Origin of the sequence: Marinobacter adhaerens HP15 (assembly GCF_000166295.1) — a bacterium.
GTDB classification, from domain to species: domain Bacteria; phylum Pseudomonadota; class Gammaproteobacteria; order Pseudomonadales; family Oleiphilaceae; genus Marinobacter; species Marinobacter adhaerens.
On sequence record NC_017506.1, the window covers coordinates 1,518,312 to 1,541,249 of the forward strand.

General features: G+C 55.2%; 22 protein-coding genes. 9 read left to right on the plus strand and 13 right to left on the minus strand.

The window, feature by feature from the left end; genetic code table 11:
* Nucleotides 1–72 precede the first annotated feature (72 nt).
* From HP15_RS07250 to HP15_RS07270, 6 genes are all read right to left on the minus strand, one after another.
* Complete coding sequence (locus tag HP15_RS07250) at nucleotides 73–708, minus strand: hypothetical protein (protein ID WP_041645176.1); 636 nt, start codon at nucleotides 706–708, stop codon at nucleotides 73–75.
* A 108-nt stretch (nucleotides 709–816) separates the two neighbouring features.
* Nucleotides 817–1,449: a Cap15 family cyclic dinucleotide receptor domain-containing protein gene (locus HP15_RS22320; RefSeq protein WP_169702146.1), complete on the minus strand. Its 633-nt coding sequence runs from the start codon at nucleotides 1,447–1,449 to the stop codon at nucleotides 817–819.
* The gene (locus HP15_RS07255) at nucleotides 1,446–2,372 is read right to left on the minus strand and encodes a nucleotidyltransferase family protein (RefSeq protein WP_014576862.1); all 927 of its coding nucleotides are present in this window, start codon (nucleotides 2,370–2,372) and stop codon (nucleotides 1,446–1,448) included. The genes HP15_RS22320 and HP15_RS07255 overlap by 4 nt, the downstream gene beginning before the upstream one ends.
* A 14-nt stretch (nucleotides 2,373–2,386) precedes the next feature.
* The gene (locus HP15_RS07260; RefSeq protein WP_169702147.1) at nucleotides 2,387–2,683 is read right to left on the minus strand and encodes a hypothetical protein; all 297 of its coding nucleotides are present in this window, start codon (nucleotides 2,681–2,683) and stop codon (nucleotides 2,387–2,389) included.
* Nucleotides 2,684–2,688: 5 nt separating this feature from the next.
* Nucleotides 2,689–3,387 carry a TSCPD domain-containing protein gene (locus tag HP15_RS07265; RefSeq protein WP_014576864.1) on the minus strand — a complete coding sequence of 233 codons (699 nt, stop codon included), beginning with the start codon at nucleotides 3,385–3,387 and terminating at the stop codon, nucleotides 2,689–2,691.
* Between the two features lie 27 nt (nucleotides 3,388–3,414).
* A complete protein-coding gene (locus HP15_RS07270) occupies nucleotides 3,415–5,553 on the minus strand; it encodes an adenosylcobalamin-dependent ribonucleoside-diphosphate reductase (RefSeq protein ID WP_041646181.1) in 2,139 nt (712 codons plus the stop codon).
* 449 nt (nucleotides 5,554–6,002) lie between these two features.
* Between HP15_RS07270 and HP15_RS07275 the strand changes: the two genes are divergently transcribed.
* Nucleotides 6,003–6,824 carry a DUF6160 family protein gene (locus tag HP15_RS07275; RefSeq protein WP_041645178.1) on the plus strand — a complete coding sequence of 274 codons (822 nt, stop codon included), beginning with the start codon at nucleotides 6,003–6,005 and terminating at the stop codon, nucleotides 6,822–6,824.
* A 48-nt stretch (nucleotides 6,825–6,872) separates the two neighbouring features.
* Here HP15_RS07275 and HP15_RS07280 read toward each other — a convergent pair whose 3' ends face one another.
* From HP15_RS07280 to HP15_RS07290, 3 genes are all read right to left on the minus strand, one after another.
* The gene (locus HP15_RS07280) at nucleotides 6,873–7,667 is read right to left on the minus strand and encodes an ABC transporter ATP-binding protein (RefSeq protein WP_014576867.1); all 795 of its coding nucleotides are present in this window, start codon (nucleotides 7,665–7,667) and stop codon (nucleotides 6,873–6,875) included.
* A gap of 9 nt (nucleotides 7,668–7,676) precedes the next feature.
* The gene (locus HP15_RS07285) at nucleotides 7,677–8,579 is read right to left on the minus strand and encodes an ABC transporter permease (protein ID WP_008174269.1); all 903 of its coding nucleotides are present in this window, start codon (nucleotides 8,577–8,579) and stop codon (nucleotides 7,677–7,679) included.
* Between the two features lie 66 nt (nucleotides 8,580–8,645).
* Nucleotides 8,646–9,620 carry an ABC transporter substrate-binding protein gene (locus HP15_RS07290; protein ID WP_014576868.1) on the minus strand — a complete coding sequence of 325 codons (975 nt, stop codon included), beginning with the start codon at nucleotides 9,618–9,620 and terminating at the stop codon, nucleotides 8,646–8,648.
* Between the two features lie 241 nt (nucleotides 9,621–9,861).
* Between HP15_RS07290 and HP15_RS07295 the strand changes: the two genes are divergently transcribed.
* Together HP15_RS07295 and HP15_RS07300 are read left to right on the plus strand one after the other, a co-directional pair.
* The gene (locus HP15_RS07295; RefSeq protein ID WP_041645179.1) at nucleotides 9,862–11,529 is read left to right on the plus strand and encodes an AMP-binding protein; all 1,668 of its coding nucleotides are present in this window, start codon (nucleotides 9,862–9,864) and stop codon (nucleotides 11,527–11,529) included.
* Between the two features lie 132 nt (nucleotides 11,530–11,661).
* A complete protein-coding gene (locus HP15_RS07300) occupies nucleotides 11,662–12,147 on the plus strand; it encodes a thioesterase domain-containing protein (protein WP_008174272.1) in 486 nt (161 codons plus the stop codon).
* Nucleotides 12,148–12,152: 5 nt separating this feature from the next.
* Here HP15_RS07300 and HP15_RS07305 read toward each other — a convergent pair whose 3' ends face one another.
* Together HP15_RS07305 and HP15_RS07310 are read right to left on the minus strand one after the other, a co-directional pair.
* Nucleotides 12,153–13,841: an ABC transporter permease gene (locus HP15_RS07305; protein WP_041645180.1), complete on the minus strand. Its 1,689-nt coding sequence runs from the start codon at nucleotides 13,839–13,841 to the stop codon at nucleotides 12,153–12,155.
* 155 nt (nucleotides 13,842–13,996) lie between these two features.
* Nucleotides 13,997–15,013: a Fe(3+) ABC transporter substrate-binding protein gene (locus tag HP15_RS07310; RefSeq protein ID WP_039882044.1), complete on the minus strand. Its 1,017-nt coding sequence runs from the start codon at nucleotides 15,011–15,013 to the stop codon at nucleotides 13,997–13,999.
* Between the two features lie 187 nt (nucleotides 15,014–15,200).
* Here HP15_RS07310 and HP15_RS07315 point away from each other — a divergent pair, with 187 nt between their 5' ends.
* The 3 genes from HP15_RS07315 (at nucleotide 15,201) to HP15_RS07325 (ending at nucleotide 17,630) form a co-directional block, all read left to right on the plus strand.
* The gene (locus HP15_RS07315) at nucleotides 15,201–15,479 is read left to right on the plus strand and encodes a PilZ domain-containing protein (RefSeq protein ID WP_041645181.1); all 279 of its coding nucleotides are present in this window, start codon (nucleotides 15,201–15,203) and stop codon (nucleotides 15,477–15,479) included.
* 211 nt (nucleotides 15,480–15,690) lie between these two features.
* Nucleotides 15,691–16,146, plus strand: coding sequence for a hypothetical protein (locus HP15_RS07320; protein WP_227499724.1), 456 nt, complete (start codon nucleotides 15,691–15,693; stop codon nucleotides 16,144–16,146).
* A 176-nt stretch (nucleotides 16,147–16,322) separates the two neighbouring features.
* A complete protein-coding gene (locus HP15_RS07325; RefSeq protein WP_014576875.1) occupies nucleotides 16,323–17,630 on the plus strand; it encodes an HD-GYP domain-containing protein in 1,308 nt (435 codons plus the stop codon).
* Here HP15_RS07325 and HP15_RS07330 read toward each other — a convergent pair.
* Nucleotides 17,620–18,735, minus strand: coding sequence for a hypothetical protein (locus tag HP15_RS07330; RefSeq protein WP_014576876.1), 1,116 nt, complete (start codon nucleotides 18,733–18,735; stop codon nucleotides 17,620–17,622). The two genes, HP15_RS07325 and HP15_RS07330, sit on opposite strands and share 11 nt — an antisense overlap.
* A gap of 261 nt (nucleotides 18,736–18,996) precedes the next feature.
* On the opposite strand from HP15_RS07330, the gene HP15_RS07335 reads away from it, so the two are divergent.
* From HP15_RS07335 to queF, 3 genes are read left to right on the plus strand one after another with little or no spacing between them, the layout of a single operon-like run.
* Nucleotides 18,997–19,947, plus strand: coding sequence for an ABC transporter ATP-binding protein (locus HP15_RS07335; protein WP_014576877.1), 951 nt, complete (start codon nucleotides 18,997–18,999; stop codon nucleotides 19,945–19,947).
* Nucleotides 19,944–20,717, plus strand: coding sequence for an ABC transporter permease (locus HP15_RS07340; protein WP_014576878.1), 774 nt, complete (start codon nucleotides 19,944–19,946; stop codon nucleotides 20,715–20,717). Before HP15_RS07335 ends, HP15_RS07340 begins: the two co-directional genes overlap by 4 nt.
* A gap of 14 nt (nucleotides 20,718–20,731) precedes the next feature.
* The gene (gene queF / locus HP15_RS07345) at nucleotides 20,732–21,550 is read left to right on the plus strand and encodes an NADPH-dependent 7-cyano-7-deazaguanine reductase QueF (RefSeq protein ID WP_014576879.1); all 819 of its coding nucleotides are present in this window, start codon (nucleotides 20,732–20,734) and stop codon (nucleotides 21,548–21,550) included.
* A gap of 30 nt (nucleotides 21,551–21,580) precedes the next feature.
* On the opposite strand, the gene HP15_RS07350 is transcribed toward queF, so the two are convergent.
* On the minus strand, nucleotides 21,581–22,924 hold the full coding sequence (locus HP15_RS07350) for an adenylate/guanylate cyclase domain-containing protein (protein ID WP_227499760.1): 1,344 nt from the start codon (nucleotides 22,922–22,924) through the stop codon (nucleotides 21,581–21,583).
* Between the last annotated feature and the right edge of the window lie 14 nt (nucleotides 22,925–22,938).

Genomic DNA, 22,938 nt, shown 5'->3' on the forward strand with positions numbered 1-22,938 from the left:
TTAAGACAGTGTCTTTCTTACTGGTTTTATCTTCGTTTCCTTGACTGCCTTTTTGATTTTTTTTGTCAGCGCTCATTTCGGTCTCCTTTTGAATGCGCTCAGATAGCTGTTGCGCGCCTTAATGTTCATGGAAAAAATCGTCAGCCAAAAAAGAAAGAAAAACAACAGGCAAGTTAACTTTATAGCCGGATCGATTTCTGTACTGTATATCGCGCTCAATAACGATAGCAACAACGCTAACTTTCCAGTATCTGACATTGCATCAACAACATCAACTTGCCATCGATAATATTTGAACGCCTCAAAACTGAAGGAACCATAAAACATTAAAAAACTGATTAGCATCAGTAATATCGAAGCCCCTAGTAACTGAACATTAGATTCCGATGATGTTGTCGCCAGAACTAGCGCAAAAAGTGCTGAAAATGAAAATCCAGCCAAAGTCAAAAACATACCTCTGTGCTCAGTTGTATTGCGCTCTTCCTCATCGATCTGTACAAATGTCGCATCGTGGTATTTAAAAATAATAACCAATCGCAAAGTAACAGGCACCAAGAAAATGAAAGCCCAATGAAAAGACTCAAACAGATCGAGAAGCTCTCTTTCAAGCTGCGTCAACATAATAGACACCAGTAGTAATGAAAGGGATACCTTTAATATTATTGTTGTATATATTTTTTCTCTTTCCCCAGGAAACATCTTATCCATTACTCGTATAACGCCAGCGTAACGGGCCGGTTTGTGTAGCGCAGCGAAATAAACCGGTCCTGTTGACGCACTAGTTAGGCATCCTGCAAATAGGCACCAGAATCTGTCTCATTCTGAGGCCTTCCGGAGTCGGTATGCGTGTTCAAAAGAGTGAGCCCGATTTCTACTCACAAACTGGAACTCTAATGACCCGGAAGTCTTTCTGGCCGTCCAATAGTTTCCAACCATTTGCTCAGGCGACCTTGGAGAACCCTCTACGGCCAGCCGGGTGGCGCCGTAGTGCATCCGGCTTCGGGTCTGCTGTAATTCGATGTCTGGTTCGTTGATAAATACAGTTGCGAGAATAAATTTGTCGCCTGGCTCCGCCGTAACTGATGCCGCGACAGTCGTTGATGATGACTCTTTTGTATACTGGCGAACATTAAGTTCATCTGCTGATTGAGTAACCACCAGCACGGCATCAATTGGTCCTCGTGGCGCCGTTTCGCCCTCGTGAATATAGTCAGATTTAAGCGTGCCGATCCAAGTCCCAGATAGGTGAGGAGTTTTAGTTAGTAAATGAACTACAGGCCAATGCCATGTCCAATGTTTAAATATAAATCCCGCAGCTGTAAGCACGCCGACCGCCAATGAAAAAGGCCCCAAGTAACTCCAGGTTAGGGTTTTACCTTGTATTAACAAATAGGCAGCCCACGTCGCTACCACAAGCCCTACGATGATGGTTGCGAAGGCTCTATTCATCTGCTGAACCCCACATGCTGCCAGGCTTTCAAAAGGAAGCTATGGGCTGAAGCTTTGGTCCATGGTTGCTCGCCACCAAAAAGCCATTTTAGGCCGCTTACTTCCACATAGACGAAATCATCCGTTTCTGCCTTAGTACCGTTCCACAGGGTGGTGATCACAGCTTTCAAATCGTCGTACAGGTCGCCCTGCTGGTAGCAGCCATCTGATGCATTGAAAGCCAAGCATTCCAATAAAAATGATGGCACGTCGGCGGCTTGACGAATCGATTGCTCTTCACTCCTTTTCATGTCGTCACGGAGACATTTTAGGACTCTTGCAATACGCTTGTATCGGCGACCAGTGCGATTATTTTTGTCAACACCATTTCTATAGTGGTCTTGGTGCCAGTTAATTATTCTTGAGCCATCCTTGCCTCGCATTTCGACACCTTCTAAGTAATGCCATGACCCGTCCGTGTTTCTCTTTCCGGTGTACCGATGGTGCTCCAAGAAAACAGCAACGTCAGCGTCCAGGCGAGAAGTATTGGAGTGAACATCGAATGCCTTTGACCCAGCGGTAACTCCATCATGGCCAAACTTCGCTTTCAAAGCTCGCCCGACATCCTCATGGAATGCATCTAATCCGTATTTCACTCCACCTGTATGACCCAAGTCTTCTGGTTGAGGCGGCTTGCCATTCGGGTATTTTGAAAAGAAACAGTCATGCAGTACCACTGCAATATCGATGTCACTCTCGTTTCGAGTGTTCGTATTATTTTTGTAGGAACCCGCTCCATAGACACTTATGCTCTTGCTATCCAAAGGAGCATAATTCGAGATGGCTTCATTTATCATCCTTGCTGCCCGGTCCGCCTTAGCCTCTTCACTATCACTCGGTGGTCGAGACCATGTAGCGAAACGGTCGCGCCAATACTGGGTCATAATCTCTCCGATTATTAGTCAATAAAGCGTTGTTGACTTTGGAATTCATTGCCTAACATTTGTATAGTCGTCGCGATGGTCATATTCCCCGTCCAAATATCCTGTCTGACCACTTCCAAACCTAACCAAAAGCGCTTCACATTCAATGCCCTGAATTCCAAACCTTTCCCAGAGCTTCGATAAAAACGATCATCACGACCGCTTTTCCTAATATCACCGACTTTTCGATCAAACCAATCACTTTTCCGGCCCGCCAAACAAAAAGGCCCGAAGTTTTCACTCCAGGCCTTCTCGTCATTCAATGCAGTCAATCATCTCAACCGCACTTGCTATCGCCGCAGGAGAGGCAGGTAGCACAACCGTCCATTACGATCACCGCCTTGGTGCTGCACTTGCCGCACATGGTGGCGTTCGGCGGGAAGTCGCTGGCCTTTTCATCGTTCGTGGCCGTGCTGTGGCTGGCTTCGAACTCGGCGCGCTTTTCGGCGAGGATGCGCTTGGTGGTTTCGCTCATTTCCTCGCTTTCCAGCAGGCCGATGGCTTTCAGGTGCTTCTCGATCACGGCGCCGATTTCAGCGACCAGGGAAGGCATGAACACGCCGCCTTTCTTGAAGTAGCCGCCGTTGGGGTCGTACACGCTGCGCAGCTCTTCCACCAGGAAGGTTACGTCGCCACCCTTGCGGAATACCGCAGAGATTACGCGGGTGAGGGCGATTACCCACTGGAAGTGTTCCATCGACTTGGAGTTGATGAACACTTCGTACGGCTGCCGGCTCTCGTGGTCGGTGCCTTCGTTGAGCAGGATGTCGTTGATGGTGATGTACATCGCGTGCTCGGCCACCGGCGGCTTGATCTTGTAGGTGGTGCCCAGCAGGAAGTCCGGCCGTTCGATGTATTCGTTCATCTGAACGGGCTTGGTTTCTGCGTGCACCGGTGCCTGGTGTTCGGCGGCTGCTTCTGGGTCGGCCTTCTTTACGCGGTAGCCGACGATTTTGTTGCTGATTTTAACTGTCATGTTCGTTGTCCTGTGTCGGTTCCCGGATCAGTATTTGCCGTAGGTGCCTTCTTTAAGCGCGTCAAACAGGTTGGCGGCGTTGTGGATTTCGCCGTCGTACTCTACCTGCTCGTTGCCCTTGAGGGTGACCTTGCTGCCATCGTCCAGGGTGAACTCGTACATTGTGTTCTCGAGGTCTTTTTCCTTAACCAGTACGCCCTGGAAGGCTTCCGGGTTGAAGCGGAAGGTGGTGCAACCCTTCAGGCCCTTATCGTAGGCGTAGAGGTAAATGTCCTTGAAGTCCTGGTAAGCGAAGTCTGTCGGAACGTTCGCGGTCTTGGAAATCGAGGAATCTACCCACTTCTGGGCGGCGGCCTGGATGTCCACGTGCTGCGACGGTGTTACGTCGTCGGAGGTGGTGAAGTAGGCCGGCAGCTTCTTGTCTTCATCCTCGGAGAACGGCATGGCGCCCGGGTTTACCATATGGCGGTATGCCAGCAGCTCGAAGGAGAATACGTCGACTTTCTCTTTCGTCTTCCGGCCTTCGCGGATGATGTTACGCGCGTAGTGGTGCGAGAAGCTCGGCTCAATGCCGTTGCTGGCGTTGTTGGCCAGTGACAGGCTGATGGTGCCGGTCGGCGCGATGGACGTGTGGTGGGTAAAGCGACCACCTTTCTCGGCCAGTTCTTCCACCAGCTTCGGCTCTACCTTGGCAATCTCCTGCATGTACTTGCTGTACTTGGCGTGCAGGATGCGGCCTTTCACCTTGTCGCCCAGTTTGTAGCCGTCTTCAGACAGCTGCGGGCACTTGGTGAGCATTTTCGGGGTAATCTCGAACTCATCGTCCATGATCGGCGCAACGCCTTTTTCCTCGGCCAGGGCGAGGGACTGGCGCCAGCCTTCAACGGCCATTTCACGCACGACTTCTTCGGTGAACTGCACAGACTCTTCAGAACCATAGGGCATGCGCAGCATGGCGAGGGTGGAGCCCAGGCCGAGGATGCCCATACCGTGGCGGCGCTTGTAGGTGATTTCGTGGCGCTGCTCAGCCAGCGGCAGGCCGTTGATCTCAACCACGTTGTCCAGCATGCGGGTGAAGATGGCCACAACCTTACGGTACTTCTCGTAGTTAAAGCTGGCCTTGTCGGTGAACGGGTAGTCCACGAACATGGTCAGGTTTACAGAACCAAGCAGGCAGCTGCCGTACGGGGGCAGGGGCTGCTCACCGCAGGGGTTGGTGGCACGGATGTCTTCGCAGAACCAGTTGTTGTTCATCTGGTTGACCTTGTCGATCAGGATGAAACCGGGCTCGGCGTAGTCGTAGGTGCTGGTCATGATGGTGTCCCAGATGAACTGGGCTTTCAGGGTGCGGTAGATGCGGCAGGCAACCTTGCCTTCACCGTTCACCACGTAGCCTTTCTGTTCCGGGAAATCACGGTATACAAACTGGCTTTCGTCGCTCAGGTCCAGCTTCTCGTCTTCCACTTCCTTCTTGGTAACGGGGAAGGAGAGGTGCCAGTCGGCGTCGTTGCGCACGGCTTCGATGAAGTCTTCAGTGATCAGCAGCGAGAGGTTGAACTGGCGCAGGCGACCGTCTTCGCGCTTGGCCTGGATGAAGTCGATCACGTCCGGATGGTGCACATCGAACGTGGCCATCTGGGCGCCGCGGCGGCCACCGGCAGAGGACACGGTGAAGCACATGCGATCGAAGATATCCATGAAAGACAGCGGGCCGGAGGTGGTTGCGCCGGCGCCAGCTACGTACGCGCCTTTCGGGCGCAGGGTGGAGAATTCATAACCGATACCACAGCCTGCCTTGAGGGTAAGGCCGGCTTCGTGGTTCTTTTCCAGGATGTCGTTCATGGAATCCTGAACGGTGCCTGAAACGGTGCAGTTGATGGTGGACGTTGCCGGCTTGTGCGCTTCGGCACCGGCGTTTGAGGTAATCCGGCCGGCAGGGATGGCGCCGTTCTGCAGGGCCCAGATGAAGTTCTTCATGTGCTGGGTACGCACGGATTTGTTTTCCACCTCGGCAAGGGCTTTGGCAACGCGTTCGTAGGTAGCGTTGATGTCCTTGTCCACGGGCTCGCCGGTCTTGGTCTTCAGCTGATATTTGCTGTGCCAGATGTCGATCGAGGCTTCCTGCATCGGAATTGTTGTTACCACTGCCTGTGCCTTAGCGTTCATTTCCACCCTCTGTCTTCCGGTATGTCTTCTTTTTGTGGCGCCGGTCCTTGTACCGGCGGCGCCACTCCCCTTGAGAATCGTGTCTTTGGCCTTGGGCCTGTTTTCTTTTTAACCACTATATATGGGCTGAATCTGAAACGAGTATAACAGGATATAGTGTTCTGTGAATAAGAACGCAACTATTGATAGGCGCTTCGGGGCAAAGAAAATCAATCAAAACCGGCTTGAATCCGGGAAATTTTTTCTAAAACAGCGGTTTGGGGCTAAAGGTTCAAAACCACTACATGTTGTGGTTTAAAAATTGATCAGGCCCTAGGCCGATCCGTGAGTCACATGAATTGTGACCCCTGCACGTACCCGGTTTGAACGTGTCGCTAAAGTATGGACGTGGTGTCGAAAACTGCAGTGGCCCACAGGATGTGAAAGAGACCAAAAACAAGGAAATAATAATGAAAGGCCTGAAACCTACCTTGCTAGCGCTCTGCGTTGCGGGTGTTCCACCTGCAGCCGTAGCCGAGATCCAGATGCTGGATGACTCGGCGATGGGCATGATCACCGGCCAGGCCGGTGTGACCATTGAGCTGGAAACCAAACTGAACATTGATCGCTTCATCTATACGGATGAGGGTTCAATGGAAATTAACGATATCTTCGTGGGTGGTACCAATCGGAGTGATATGTTTTCGGAGCTGGGTGTAAACCTGATGGGTGGCGCAGCTCAGGAAACAGACCTTCTGGATAACGTTCGAATCGAAATTGATATCCTCAGCGATGGGGATGCCATCATCAACGTCTTGCCTCAAACGTTCGGAGCGGTAGACCTGAGAGTTTCCACAGGAGCATGGAATCTTACAGGGACTGGCGGCAGTACCACCATTCTGGATAACTTTAATGCTGATATCCTGATGGGCGGTGCCAACATCGAGATTGATGCCGATACCGATGTCATGAACCTGAGAACGGACATCGCCGTTGATGACATGGATTTCGACATGCCCTTCCTGGCATTGGGCATCCGAGATTTCCGGCTGACAGGCAACACCTATGATCCGGTTCGCAACAAGAACATTCCTGATCTGTTTGCCAAAGTTGACCTGGATATCTACAAACGGGCCAATAGCCTTGGTGTTGATAGCCTGGCTATTGATCTGAACTCGTTCAATGCCGACATCACAATGGGAGGGGTTCTGGTTGGTGGAACATCCATCGGCACTGTGTTTGTGGATGACCTGGCGATCACCAATACCCAGCTACTGGTCTACGGCCACTGATATTGGGTGTAAAACCAAAACGGGGGCCAGTCTGGCCCCCGTTTTTTATCAGCCCAGCAACAGGCTGTCGTCGTCCACTTCCAGCCCACGTTGCTTTTCAAACAGCCCGAGCAGATCCTTCACTTCCAGACCTTCCCGATCTTTGCCTGCGATATCGAAAACCACCTGGCCCTGGTGCAGCATTACCGTGCGGCTGCCGACTTCCAGTGCCTGCTTCATGCTGTGGGTTACCATCAGTGCGGTGAGCTTCTGCTCTTCGATGATCTTGGTGGTGAGTTCCAGCACGAATGCAGCGGTTTTCGGGTCCAGCGCGGCCGTGTGTTCGTCCAGCAGCAGGATGCTCGAGGGCGTGAGGCTCGCCATTAGCAGGCTTACGGCCTGGCGTTGACCCCCGGAGAGCAGGCCCATCTTGTCTCCAAGACGTTTTTCCAGGCCCAGATTCAGGGACGAAAGGCTGTCCCTGAATTTTTCCATGTACAGCTTCTTCACGGCGCTGGTGAGGCCGCGGCGTTGGCCACGTTTGATGGCCAGGGCGAGGTTTTCCTCGATGCTGAGGCCCTCGCAGGTACCGGCCAGTGGGTCCTGGAATACCCGGGCAACACGGCCGGCCCGCTTGTGGGTCGGCAGTTTGGTGACGTCCAGGTTGTCCACGATGATCTGGCCGCTGTCTACCAGCACTTCGCCGGCGAGGGCATTCAGAAAGGTGGATTTGCCGGCGCCGTTGCTGCCTATCACGGTGACGAACTCACCCTGGTTAACGGTCAGGCTCATACCCCGAAGGGCCGGGTTTTCCAGCGGTGTGCCCTTGCCAAAGGTAAGCCGGAGATCGGTTGCACTGATCATGTCGCCTCCTCAGGCCTTGCTACGGGAAAGTTTGCCGGCAATGGATGAACGTACGCCGGGCAAAACGATGGCCAGGGTAACCAGAACCGCGGTAATCAGGTTCAGATCCTGGGCCTGCAGTCCCAGGAAATCCGCATTCAGAGCGAAGGCAATGGCCAGTCGGTAGATGATTGCGCCCACCACGCACGCAATGAGCGCGCGTACCACGGTAGAGGGAGTCACCACTGCTTCACCGCCAATCAGGGAGGCAAGGCCAATGACGATCACGCCTACGCCCATGGTGACATCGGCTGCACCCTGGCTCTGGGCAAAGAGCGCACCGGCAAGTCCGACAAGGCCGTTGGAAACGGCAACGCCGAGAACAATCATGGCGCCGGTGGCGATGCCCTGTGCCCGGGCCATTCTGGCGTTGGCGCCAGTGGCTCGCATGGCCAGGCCGGTTTCGGATTTCATGAAACGCCACAGGAGGATAAGGGCAACAAAGACCACAATAACGAACAGAAGCACCGGTACCTGGTGGTAGGCCAGATCCAGGTCGTACCAGGGCGTCAGCACGGTTTCTTCGGTCAGCAGGGCCACGTTGGGGCGGCCCATGATGCGCAGGTTGACTGAATAGAGCGCAATCATGGTCAGGATCGAGGCCAGCAGATTCAGAATGTTGAGTTTCACATTCAGCAGCGCCGTTACCGCGCCTGCGGCCATGCCGGCCATGACGGCACAGCCTGTGGCTAGCCACGGGTTCCAGCCTTCAATGATCAGTACGGCGGCAACGGCAGCACCGAGAGGAAAGCTGCCATCTACAGTGAGATCCGGGAAATCCAGCACCCGGAAGGAGAGGTAGATGCCGAAGGCGACCAGGCCGTAGATCAGTCCGGTCTCAATGGCACCATAAAGAGCGATGTTACTCAGCATGGTCGGGTATCACCAATGATAAAACGGGCAGCCCCTCGTGAGGGCCGCCCGTTGGGTTCAGGGGGATTACTTGGCGCTGTCGATCACTTTCTTCGCGTCTGCGATTACATCATCTGACAGGGTGATGCCCATGCGCTCTGCGGCGGCCGGGTTCACGAACAGGTCCAGCTTCTCCATGGTTTCAACCGCCATTTCGCCGGGTTTCTCGCCATTCAATACCCGGGCAACCATCACGCCGGTCTGGCGGCCATGGTCGTAGTAATCAAACCCGAGTGCTGCAACGGCACCGCGCTCAACGGTAGCGGTGTCTGCCGCGAATACCGGAATGCTGGCGCGCTCACCAACAGAGATAACGGCTTCGGCAGCACTGATCACGGTATTGTCTGTGGTCAGGTAGATGGCGTCTGCTTTACCCACCAGGGAGCGGGCCGCGCCCAGAACCTCGGAAGTTTTGGTGGCAGCACCTTTTACCAGTTCAAGGCCACGCGCCGAGAGGCGCTCTTCGAGCAGTTCTACCAGGGAGACGGCATTGGCTTCGCCCGGGTTGTAGACCGTGCCAATGCGTTTGGCATCGGGCATTACGCGCTGCAGCATGTCCAGGTGTTTGTCGATGGGCAGCATGTCGCTCACGCCGGTAATGTTGGCGCCAGGCGCCTCCAGATTACTTACCAGCTTGGCGCCAAGCGGGTCGGTTACAGCGGAGAAAATCACCGGTGTATTGCGGGCCGCAGCGGCAACGGTTTGCGCGGAGGGCGTTGCAATCGCCACGATCACGTCGGGACTTTCACCAACGAATTTGCGGGCAATCTGGGAAGCAATGGCAGAGTTGCCCTGGGCGCTTTCGTGCATCACTTCGAGGTTGTCGCCTTCTTTGAAGCCGCGCTCGGCGAGTTCATCTTTTATGCCCTGGTAGACGGCGTCCAGTGCCGGGTGTTCCACAATCTGTGTGATGGCTACAACGCGGGGTTCCTGTGCTTGAACAAGTGTTGCCAGCGCCAGCAGGGTGGCACCGAACAGGGTGCGCAGGGTTGTCTTGGCCATATGCCCATCTCCGGGTAGGTAAACTGATATGTTGCGAATCTGAAGGAGCGGAAGTTTACCACAGGCAAGGGGTTCAAGGGGTAGGGGATGTTGCCGGTGGCGGCGTTTTGGTTGCAATAGATGCAGTTGGAAATTATTTTGCTTGTGTCACGTTTTGACCGCTCATACTATGTTGAAATACCCTACGAAAGTCTAATAATAAGTCATCTATAACTCGAATAACGAACTGCAAGGAAGGTCCATGGACACAACAAACAAGCTTCCCCTGGATATGGTTTATCACTGGGAGAAGGCCAAGGCGAACTCCGTATACATGACCCAGCCCATTGGCGACGGCAAAACCGTCGACTACACCTGGGGTCGGGCGGTGGATGAGGCGCGGCGCATGGCGTCTTACCTCAAATCGCTGAACCTCCCTGAGAAGAGCCGCATCGGCCTGATCTCCAAGAACTGCGCCCACTGGATCATGACCGACTGGGCCATCTGGATGGCCGGTCACATTTCCGTTCCGCTGTATCCCACCCTGAATGCCGACACCGTTAATTACATCCTGAACCACGCCGAGTGCGAGGTGGTGTTTGTCGGCAAGCTGGACGACTGGGACATGATGAAACCGGGCGTGCCGGAATCCGTGCGTTGCATCTCCTTCCCGCTGAGCCCTCCCAATGATTTCGAAACCTGGGACGATATCGTCGCCAAGTATCCGCCTCTGGAAGAAAACGTTCAGCGTGATGCCGACGAACTGGCCACCATCGTTTACACCTCCGGCAGCACCGGTAAACCCAAGGGCGTCATGCTCAGCTTTTACAACATGGCCTATGCGGCAGAGGGCGGCATGGAGGTACTCGGTGTGAGCTCCGAGGAGCGCATGTTGTCGTACCTGCCGCTGGCTCACGTGTTCGAGCGTACCTTTGTTGAGCTGGCGTCGCTCTATGCGGGTTTCCACCTGTATTTTGCAGAATCTCTGGATACCTTCGTGCAGGATTTGCAGCGTGCCCAGCCAACGCTGTTCCTCTCGGTACCGCGCCTGTGGGTGAAATTCCAGCACGGTGTGCTCCAGAAGCTGCCGAAGAAGAAGCTGGACCGGCTGCTGAAGATTCCGGTGGTCAACAAACTGATCAAGAAGAAAATCCTGAAGGGCCTTGGCTTGGACAAGGTCAAGCTGGCAGGCAGTGGCTCGGCCCCCCTGGCGAGCGACGTTCTGGACTGGTACCGCAACCTTGGCCTCGAGTTGCTTGAGGGCTATGGCATGTCTGAAAACTTTGCCTACTCCCACATGAGCAAGCCGGGGCGCTCAAGAACCGGTTACGTTGGTGAGTCCGCGCCGGGGGTTGAAACCCGTATCAGCCCGGAGGGAGAGATTCAGATCAAGAGCCCGGCCACCATGATGGGCTACTACAAAGACGAAGAGAAAACCCGGGAGACCTTCACCGAGGATGGCTTCCTGAAGACTGGCGACAAGGGTGAAATTGATGAGATGGGCCGGCTCAAGATCACCGGTCGCATCAAGGAAATCTTCAAGACCAGCAAGGGCAAATATATTGCGCCTGCACCCATTGAGAACCGTCTGATGTCCCACGATGCCATCGAGATGGTGTGTGTCTCCGGTGCCAATCAGACCCAGCCCCACGCGCTGGTGATGCTGGCCGAGGAGTCCCGGCCGAAAATGGCGGATGAAGCCTTCCGTAAGGAAATCGAAGAGAGCTTCAAGAAGCTGATTGCCGATGTGAACAAGACCGTGGATCCCCACGAACAGTTGGCGTTTATCACCGTAATGAGCGACGAGTGGTCGATCGAGAACAGCTTCCTCACGCCGACCATGAAGCTCAAGCGCAATGTGGTTGAGGATGCGTATCAGGAGCAAGTGGAGAACTGGTATGCGCAGCGTCAGCCGGTTATCTGGCAGTAAAACGCCCGATTCAAAATGAAGATGTTATAGCCCGGCTCAGCCGGGCTTTTTTGTGCCGGAGAAAAACCGACGTAAGTCGCATAGGGAAAAGGAGGAAGCGGGCCTAAACTGGATGAATATCAGGAGGATGTTATGAGCCAGTTGTCCCTTTTCCAGAAGCGTATCCAGGACGAAATTCCCCTTTCCCGGGCGTTGGGGATTCAATTGCATTCCTGGGATGGTCATTCGCTGCTGCTTAGTGCGCCGCTGGAACCCAACAAGAACCACCAGGGTACGGGTTTTGGAGGCAGCGTGTACTCTGCGGCGGTTACTGCGGCCTGGGGCCTGACTGAATTGGCACTATGGGATCTTGGCTTGAAGGGCAATGTGGTAGTGCAGAGCGGGAATATCGATTACCTCGAGCCCGTGTCTTCCGATTTCTACGTGATCTGCCGACTGCCCGGTGAGGAGGTGCCGGAACGTTTTCGCAAAAGTCTGGCCCGGCATGGCAAGGGACGACTGGATCTGACGGCTGAGGTTTTTTGCGGCGAACCAAACACAATGCCTGAGGGGGATCCTGTGGCGGTTTTCCAGGGGCGGTTCGTGGTTCAGGATGTGAAAAGCCGGGTGACGTTCTGAGCTTGTCAGGCAATTGACCGGCTGTTGGAGATTGAGCGGCTCATCAGAATAATCGGAATGATGCCGGCCAGAACGATAATCAGGGCGGGTAGGGCGCTGTGGTACAGGCGCTCGTCAGAGGCGAACTGGTAGACGTAGGTCGCCAGTGTCTCGAAGTTGAACGGCCTGAGTATCAGGGTGGCCGGCAATTCCTTCATGCAATCCACGAAAACCACCAGGGCCGCTGTTACCAATGTGCCTCGCAACATTGGCAAGTGAACCCTGACCAGGGTGTTGCCCGGGGTGTGGCCCAGAGAGCGGGACGCCATGTCCATGCTCGGGGTAATCTTCTGCAACGCACTCTCCACGCTACCGGCCGAAACGGCAAGGAATCGCACGGTGTAGGCGAACACCAGGGCGAAGGCCGAGCCACTCAGTAACAGGCCCGTGCTGATTCCGAATACGTCCCGCATCAGGCTATCCAGCCAGTTGTCAAAACCTGCCAGGGGTACAATCACACCCACAGCCAGCACGGCGCCGGGCATGGCATAGCCCAGGCTGGAAAGGCGCATCAGTACCTGCATTTTGCGAGTGTTGTGCAGTCGGCGGCTGTAGGCGAGCGTGACACCAATCAGCAGAGTAGTGAGGGCTGCCGCGCCCGAGAGGAAAAGGCTGTTGAAGGTGTTTCGGACAAAATCCGGGTTCCAGCTTTCACCGAAGTATTCCCACGCATAGAGCCCGAGGGTTGCACCGGGAATCACGAAACCGAACAGAACCGGCAAAGCGCAAACCGCTACGCAAATCATCTGGCGCGGGAAGGACATGGTGAAGCGCTGGATCGGCTCACGGTTGTCCCGCGCTGCGAACTGTTGCTGGCGTCTTCGGGAATACCGTTCCAGGGTAACCAGGATCACCACGAAGATCAGCATTGTGGTGGCTATTTGAGCGGCCCCACCGAGGTTGCCGAGGTTCATCCAGGTATCAAACAGGCCAGCGGTCAGGGTCTGGACGGCAAAGAAGTCCACGGTGCCAAAATCGTTCAGGGTTTCCATCAACACCAGCGAAAGGCCGACGGCTACCGCCGGCCGGGCGATGGGCAGAACCACCCTGAAGAATGTGCTCAGCGCGGAGTGGCCGAGACTGCGGCTGACCGCGAACAGAGAAGGGGACTGTTCCAGAAAGGCGGCGCGGGCCAGAAGGTAAACGTAGGGATACAACACCAGCCCGATCATCAGCGTGGCGCCTTCGAGGCTGCGAATTTCCGGGAACCAGTAGTCTGCGGCACTGCTCCAGCCGAACAGGTCTCTCAAGGCACCCTGAACGGGGCCAGCGTAGTCCAGGAGGCTTGTGTACACATAGGCAATTACGTAGGCGGGCACTGCGAATGGTAGCAGCATCGCCCACTCAAAGAATTTGCGGCCAGGAAACTCGCACATGGTGACCGCCCAGGCCGACGCCAGGCCTATAACCAGAGTAAGGGCGCCCACCCCAATCATCAGTTTGAGCGTGGTTGTCAGGTACCGGGGAAGGGTGGTTTCGATCAGGTGTGGCCAGATGTTCTCTTCGGGAAAAAACGCCAGAAAAATAACGGAGAGAACCGGAAGGGCGACGATGGCGGTGGTCAGTAGTGCGCTGATCATCCATTTTGGAGAGGTACGCTTAGCCAGCAGGGGCTGGGATAGCCCTGGATTAACGCTGGTTGCGGCCTCGCTCATAGTGTCCCTGCGCCTGGATGTGGAGTCTGTCCAATTGAAGGCTGCAGATTGTAGTCACCTGACCTGATGCCTGCAACGGCTGGTGTCATACCGGAAGAGGGAAGCGCCCGGTAAAGGGCATGTGAGGGTGGTCAAACCACCCTCACTGCTGGCGATTACTCGCCGTCGTAATCGACGCGGTCAACCAGTTTGACTGCGGCGTTGCGGTTATCTGCAATCTCCTGCAGTGACAGGTTGTCGGGATTGATCTCACCCCACTCGGCAACCAGTCCGGAAGGCTTGACTTCCGGGTTTGCCGGGTATTCCGTGTTTGCCTCGGCGTAGATACGCTGGGCTTTCGGTGAAGACAGGAATTCCATCAGCTTGATGGCGTTCTCTCGGTTCGGCGCGCTCTTGGTCAGTGAAATACCACTGATATTTACGTGAGTGCCCCGGCCTTCGGCGTTCGGAAATACAAGCCGTACCTGCTCGGCAATCGGCCGCTGGTTCTCATCCTGCAGCATGTTGCCATAGTAGTAGCTGTTGCCAATGGAGACGTCGCATACGCCCTCGGCAATAGCCTTGATCTGGTCGCGGTCGCCACCCTGGGGTTTGCGGGCCAGATTGTCTTTCAAGCCTTCCAGCCACTTCTCGGTTTCGGCTTCACCATGGTGTGCGATCATGGAGGAGAACAGGGCGATGTTGTAGGGGTGCTTGCCGCTGCGAGTGCAGATACGGTTGTTCCACTTATCGTCTGCCAGTTGCTCGTAGGTGGTGATCTCACCTTCTTCCACGCGGTCCTTGGAAACGAAGATCAGGCGCCCGCGGGTGGTCAGGGCAAACCACTTGCCCTCGGGATGGCGCAGGTTTTCCGGAATGTTCTCTTCCAGAGTCTCGTTGTCGACGTTCTGAACGAGATCACGTTCTACCAGCTCGTTGAGGCGGGAAATATCAACGGTCATTACCAAATCTGCCGGGCTGTTGCGACCCTCGCGCTCCAGTCGCTCGGCCAGACCCTGTTTGGCAAAGACCACGTTGCTCTGGATGCCGGTTTCCTGTTCAAAAGCGTTCAGCAGGGGTTCGAGCAGATATGCCTGACGGTATGAGTAGATATTGACCTCGCCATCTGCGGAGGCGGCCATGGGCATGGCAGAGAGGGCGATTGCTGCGGTAGCAGCCAGTTTCATTCGCATATTCCCATCCTTTCGGGTGTTTCCGGTATTAATTTGCCTTTGCCAGGATCGGCAAGTTCTTAAAAACGCCAACCATTCTCATTTCCATTGACTCCAGAGTCAATCTCTCCGTTGGCATATTTTTCTGAAAATGGTGTTATGCTTCGGAAGACTATAAAAACTATGCAAAAAGTAGTGGAATCCTCAAATGGATGGGAACGATCGAAGAGAGCACATACGCACGGCAATGAGTGCGAAAGTAAAGGTGGTTCACGAGGAGCTGGGCGAGTTCATATTCTCGACCCGCGATATCTCCGACGGCGGTGTTTTCATCGTTGTGGACACTGAGCCATTTGCGCCAAACCTCGGCGACACAGTTACCGTGCAGGTGCAGGGGCTACCTGTTCCAGCACCGGTACTTGAAATGGTGGTCGTGCGCAAAACCAATGACGGGTACGGCCTCCAGTTTGATCAAAATGGTGACTGATAGACGGATTGAATGCCCCTGCCGTGGATAATGGCAGTGTTCAACCAACCGCTGTCAGGGATGCAACAGCCAGATGATCTTTTCAGTCTTTTCCAGAGCTTACAAGCCAATTATTGCAAGCCTTGTCCTGGTTTCCGTATCGGGTTGTGCCAGCTATTACTCACATTTTGCGATGTTTCCGGCTGAGAATTCATCCGGTGAGCCAAGACACGTGCGGCTGTCCTGGCAAAGCGCGGAGTATCCTGGTTGGTGGTTTGCCGGCGATAAAGCCACGCCCGTGAAGCTAGAAACCCAGTGCAGCGACCGTGTCTGGCGCCTCCGCGATGACGAAGAGGCGAGTGCCTGCGGCGAGGGTATTCGTGCCTGTGGCGAAGCGGGCCGGGATCGGGTGGCGCAGACGGGCCAGCCGGCAAGCGGCTCAACACGCTGCATGTCTATCAATCCGGCGGATCCGGATGCCCGTATTGCAGAAATAGAAGGGAAACTGGAGTTGCTGGTGTCCTGTACCCCTGCCGTCGTGGCAGAGGGTGAGGGTGATGACGCCCTGAACCTTGACTATCTGCGAGCATCATCAGTTCCGTACACGGTTTATGTCCGGAAGGCGCCGCGGGGTTCAATGCGGTCCCGATTGCCTGAATTTGATGAATCGGTATGTGACGCAGAGTGACACTTTCTGACGTTGATATGTGACTCCCATCACGTTGCTACATTTTGTTTCCTGTTGAACATTAGCGTTACGTTTTGTCGCGTTTGGGTTACCTGGCGATACGATATTGTAATTGTGTCTTCCGGCGGTTCGGTCAGAATGGTAGCTATCGAAAAGTTTGTTGTGTGAGGTGGCCCGTGGGTGTCCAACAGAAAAAAGTCGCAGTTCATGATCTGGAAGTGGGCATGTTCGTGTCTGATCTGGACAGGCCATGGCATCAGACTCCCTTTCCGATTCAGGGTTTCCATATCCGGTCCCAGGATGACATTCGTGCACTGGTATCCCACTGCAAATGGGTTCTGGTCGATGTGGCGGAAGCGAGGGAATCCAAAGAGGTAAAAGGCGGAAGCAAGCCGGCTTTCGGAACATTGCAAGGCAAGCGCAGGGGTGGGCGGGAGCAACTCCAGTTGCCGCCCCTGAGTATTCGCGAGCCAGTGACGTATGAAACCGTTACCAGTCTCAAGAAGGAAATGAAAACCTCAAAGCGCCTGCTTGACGATATGGAAGGCGCGCTGGATCAGCTTTTCGAGACTCTTCGTGCCGATGGCGTGCCAGATCTCCGGCCGATCGCTGCGATCACCAGCAAAATGGTGAGTAGCGTTGTTCGCCAGCCAGACGCTCTGTTGTGGCTCAGTCGCACCCGTGCTCACGACAGCTACCTGTACCGGCATGCACTGAATACCTCTGTCTGGGCCCTGGTGTGTGGGCGCCATCTCGGGTTGAACGAGGGGCTGCTGAACCATTTGGGCCTGGGTTGCCTGCTGTCCCAGGTGGGCAAGACCACGCTGCCTGCCGAGTTGCTGGCGCGGGAAGGCCAGTTGAGCTCAGAGGAGTATCTGACCTACCGGAGTTACGTTGGCCGTGGAGTCAGGATGCTTGAAAACAGCGGGCTCTCCCGTGCCGTGCTGAGTGTGGTTCAGGGGCATCGGGAACGTCACAACGGTTCCGGCTTTCCGGAGGGTGTCCGCGGCGATCGGATTCCATTGCTGGCCAAGGTTGCCGGTATCGCGGAATTTTTCGAATCGTTGATAGCGCCCCGGTCTCATGCCGAGCCGATGACACCGGCAAAAGCGGTCACGCTGCTCTATGAGATGCGCAATATCGAGTTCCAGGAGGACCTGGTCGAGAATTTCATCCAGGCGATCGGTATCTATCCCACCGGGAGTCTGGTCGAGCTGACCGATGGTCAGCGCGGTATTGTGGTTTCCCATTCCCCTGAGCGCCGTTTGTGGCCGCGGGTAATGGTAATGACCGATGCTGCCTCAAGGCCGTTGAAAACAGCCAAAATTATTGATCTGGCCAGATACAACGAAGGCAAGGAAGCGCCAGAAACCGTGCGGGTTCGCGATTGTCTGCCGCACGGTACGGAAGGCCTCGATCCTTCCTATTACGACGTGACCGGCGTGGAATCACGCTGGAGCCTCTCGCGCCTGATCAGCGGATAAGCACTCGCAGCTGTTTGCGAACCCACCGATAGGTATCCTCCGGACGGAAGCTGAGCAGCAGCTCGGACTCACCGCCGGAGGGGCCGGCGACAAAATACTCCACCTCTCCGCTCTGCCAGTCGGCTGAATTTATCTGGATATCCTGCGGGCGTGTGCTGATGGCCTCCAGCTCCGCCAGGGAAAGTCCGCCCCCGATTTTTCGAACCGCAACCTGCTTCAGGGCTGTATCAGTAGCCGGATGACTGGCAACGTCCTCATCCAGGAAATATCGGTTTGCGACGGTTGTACTGATCGCCTTGAGTTCCCGAGTGAGATAGGTCTGGGCATCCTCCGAATCAATGTCTTCCATGGTTCGCACGGCATTCTCGATTCGGTCCTTTTTGGCCTGCAGGTCTTCACTGTATTCAATGTCAGGATCGCGATCCTCATCATTCTCCGGTCGTGGCGGTGCGTTGTCGATTTCCTCCTGGGTGGGCGGCTCCTCACAGAGTTCATCGTCCTCGGGGTAAAAACAGATCGCGGCAAGCAGCTGATTGGCGGGAGACATCGGGTTGTTGGCCGTGAATTCGGATTCGCTGACACTGAAATCAATCGGCGCTGTCAGGCCCGGAAGGGCCGCGTTCAACTGCCTAATAACCCGGTCGCGGATATCGATACCGTCGCCCTCAGCAACATTCTGGCTCCAGTTCAGGAGCATCAGGAACCGGGACAGGTTCATCAGCGTTGTATTCTCCAGAACGTTTTGCTCAGTCAGCGTGTGGGTGCTCAATCCCTCATCATCCACCATTGGCGTTTGCAGCCCTGTGCGGGTGGTCTCGAAAAATTCGAGCAGGGTTACGTATTGCCTGGCCGGTACATCGCTAACCAGCGGCAGGTCTCCAACCCTGAACGTGAGGGTTTCGCCGGGGTAGTAGCGGAATTCTCCCGCTGTGTTCGTGGTGCCGGACTGACTGGCAGTCTGATAGGAAAGACCGTTAAAACCATTGAAATTGACTCGGCCGGTGCTCCTGTCGTCGCCGGAGCCTCCGCCGTCATCCAGACAGCCGGAGAGAGCAAGTGTGCCCAGCAGGGTGAACGTAAGTCGGGTGCGGTGAACGGATCTCATGGTTGAACGTACATTCCCTTCGTTTCAGCGCGCCTGCACCCGGGGTGCAGCAGCCTCTTTTGTAAATTGTTGTAACCGCATTATAGGGGCGTGATTTGCCTCATATCGGGATTCCTGTCGCAGTTTCCGTTATTGGTCCGGGCATGCCTCCGGCCGATAAGGGCCTTGAAATCAGCGACTTTGTCACAATAAATAGCAATCTAAATTCTGGCTGGCGGCGAGGGCCGTTCTTTGCCGTTTTTCACCGAATCGGGATGAGTTATGACCAATGCACTGGAAATTGAGGGCCTCACCAAAACCTATGGTGACGGCTTCAAGGCTCTCAAGGGGATTGATCTGCACGTCGCCGAGGGGGACTTCTTTGCCTTGCTGGGGCCCAATGGGGCAGGCAAATCGACCACCCTGGGTATTGTTTGCTCCCTGGTTAACAAAACAGCGGGAAAGGTGCGGGTGTTCGGATATGACACCGACACCCATCTCTCGGATGCCAAGTTGAACCTTGGTGTTGTGCCGCAGGAGTTCAACTTCAACCAGTTCGAAAAGGTCTTCGACATTGTCACCACCCAGGCCGGCTACTACGGAATTCCTCTTAAACAGGCCTCGGCGTCGGCTGAAAAGTATCTGAAAAAGCTCGGACTCTGGGAGAAGCGGGACACCCCGGCACGTATGCTCTCCGGCGGTATGAAACGTCGTCTGATGATTGCCCGGGCCCTGGTTCATGAGCCCAAACTGTTGATTCTGGACGAGCCGACTGCCGGCGTAGATATTGAACTTCGTCGGTCCATGTGGACCTTTCTGGAAGAAATGAATCGTCAGGGCACCACCATTATCCTGACGACCCATTATCTGGAGGAAGCGGAAGCCCTTTGCCGCAATATTGCCATTATCGATCATGGCAAGATTCTTAAAAACACCAGCAAAAAGGCCCTGCTGCAGCAACTGAGCCTGGAAACCTTTGTTCTGGACACCGAGAAGACCCTTGATGCCGCGCCTGAACTGAATGGTTTCCCGACTCGATTGGACGGAGAAGGTGCACTCGAGGTGGAAGTGCAGAAAGGGCAGGGGCTCAACCAGGTGTTCGTGGAGCTTGAACGGTTGGGCATAAAAGTGGTCAGCATGAGGACCAAGGCCAACCGGCTGGAGGAACTGTTTATTCGCATGGTCGAAGAGAACGCTGCGGAGTCAACTCAAACCGTGGAGGGTGCAGCATGACGCCACAAGCGCTCTTCACCGCCTTCAGTACCATCGTTGTCCGGGAGATACGCCGGTTTACCCGCATCTGGGCGCAAACCCTGTTGCCGCCCGCGGTCACCATGACCCTGTATTTCATTATTTTCGGCAACCTCATCGGTTCCCGTATCGGGGAGATGGGCGGCTTCGACTACATGTCTTTCATTGTGCCTGGGCTGATCATGATGTCGGTGATCACCAGTTCCTATGCCAATGTGGTGTCCTCATTTTTCTCCATGAAGTTCCAGCGCAGTATCGAGGAGCTTCTGGTGTCGCCGGTGCCGAACTGGGTAATCCTGGCCGGCTATGTAACCGGTGGCATGGCGCGAGGCCTCGGCATCGGGCTGATTGTCACGCTGTTGTCACTGGCGTTTACCCGCCTGTCCATCCACAACTTGCCAATGATGGTTCTGACGGTATTTCTGACTTCGGCACTGTTTGCCCTGGGTGGCTTTATCAACGCCATGTTGGCGACCAAGTTTGATGACATCTCCATTGTGCCCACGTTCGTGTTGACGCCGTTGACGTATCTGGGCGGCGTGTTCTACAGCATCGATTTACTGCCGGGGTTCTGGCAGGGCGTATCCATGGCCAACCCTATCCTCTACATGGTCAACGGCTTCCGGTACGGCATTCTGGGCGTGTCAGACGTTAATCCGTTTGTCTCTCTTGGTATGATTCTGGTTTTCATCTCCGTACTGGCATTCATTGCTCTCAGAATGCTGGAGCGTGGTAAAGGCATTCGCCACTGATTTCAGGAACCACTATGGCACTTAACGACGCCCCGCTTGGCAAGACAAGCGACTACCCGGACAGCTACGATCCTGGGCTGCTTTTCCCGGTGGCGAGAGAGGAAAATCGCCGCCGCCTTGGTCTGGAGGATGGCCGTTGGCCCTGGTTTGGCGAGGATCTGTGGCAGGCCTGGGAAATCTCCTGGCTGCGTCCAAGCGGCGTGCCGGAAGTGGCCTGGGCGGAGATTGTTTTTCCGGCGGCCTCGCCCGCAATCATTGAGTCCAAATCGCTCAAGCTGTACCTGAATTCGTTGAACCAGGCGGTCTACTCTTCTCGGGAGCAGGTCGCGGAGGTGATTACCCAGGATCTTTCCAGCGCCTGCGGCGGTGCTGTTCAGGTGAATCTGTTGAGCGTCGACGAATCCGGTGAAGCGATTGGCCGGCCGGAGGGCTTCGAGCTCATTGATGACGAGCCGGTCAGCGAAGTGGTTTTTGAATACGCGCCTGAGGCGCTTTCAGCGAGTGGGGAGGTGGTGACAGAACGGCTCTGCTCCCATCTGCTGAAGAGCAACTGCCCGGTAACCGGCCAGCCTGACTGGGCGACACTCCTCATAAGCTACACCGGACCGAAAATCGATCGGGGCGGTTTGTTGCGTTACGTGGTGAGCTTCCGGCAGAAACAGGATTTCCACGAGCATTGCGTGGAAACGGTGTTTACCGATCTGATGGGGCGATGCAACCCGGAGTCGCTTACCGTGGTTGCCCGGTATACACGGCGGGGCGGGCTGGATATCAATCCGTGGCGAAGCACGGAAACCGGCGGGGATGCCGGCCCAAGGTTGATACGTCAGTAGCAGGATTCTGTTTGAGCGCAGGGAAGCGCCTCAGGAAACATCCTCTTCCCGCCGCAGGCGATCTGCAGCATCTTCCAGAGCGGTCAGGATGGCCTGCCGCTCTTTCTCGGTGATCTTGTCCGAATCGAGATACATGGCGAAGCCGCTATGTTCGTGTTCCAGGAAGCTTCGGTTGGGGCCCATATCGCGCCGGAAGTCGACCACTTCGTAAATCGGCACCGGCTTGCCAAAGCCCTTCACGGTAATCTCGCCCTTGTCTCTGCACATGATCTTGTCCTTGATCAGCGCGAAGGTTTCGTAGGAAACGAGGATTTCGCCCGGCTCCGCCAGGGACTCAAGCCGGCTGGCCAGGTTTACTTCCTTGCCGATAATCGTGTAATCCATCCGGTTCTCGGCGCCAAAGTTACCAACCGTGGTATAACCGGTGCTAATTCCCATGCGGATTTCCAGCGGGGTCTTTATGCCCTGGCTGCGCCATTTCTGTCGCATGATTTTCATATGCTTGCGCATCTCGATGGCCATGGAGACACAGGCAAATGCGTCCTCCCTCTGGCCACGGCTGGTTGGGTCGCCAAAGAACACCATGATGGAATCACCAACGAACTTGTCGATGGTGCCGCCATACTTGAGAGCAACTTCCGACATTTCATTGAAATAGTGATTCAGCAGTTCGGTCAGTGCTTCGGGTTCCATTTCCTCAGACAACTCGGTGAAGCCTTTGATGTCAGAGAAAAACACCGCCAGTTTCTTGCGCTGGGTTTCCAGTCTCACGTCCCGCTCACCGGTGAAGATCGACTGCCAGACTTGAGGCGAGAGATATTTGGACAGTTTGTGTGAAAGCGCGATGGACTGCTCCCGCTGGTTCTGGATCTGGGTCTTTGCCAGCATCAACGCCCGTGCCTGCTGGTGGGAATAGTAAGCCGTAACGCATATATAAAGCCCGGTGGATAAAATCGACACGATGCTGGTCAGCAGGGGCGAGTGTGGTCCGTCTGCCGGGCCGACGATCGCAACCGCCCCCGCAATGGAGGCCGCCATGAAGCCGGTGCCCAGGACCCACTGACGGATACCACCAACAATCAGGCAACTGAACATCAGCATCAGTGCAACGGCGAGGGAGGGGATGACGATCAGCCCGATGCAACCAATGAAAGCGCCACCAACCACGCAATCAAATATCAGCATTTTCTGACGGATGCGTGGCGAATTCCTGAGGAAAGTGCGGCGAGTCAGGGCATGGGCGATGTGGGGCCAGGTGAGGGCCCCGGCAACCAGCCAGAGAAGCCATTGCGGAAAGGCGCCCTGGAGAACGCCGGTTACGATAATGGCGGCGGTTGAGGTGTATGCCAGTACCCGGCCATTGTAATCGGGCATCGGGGGAATGGCGA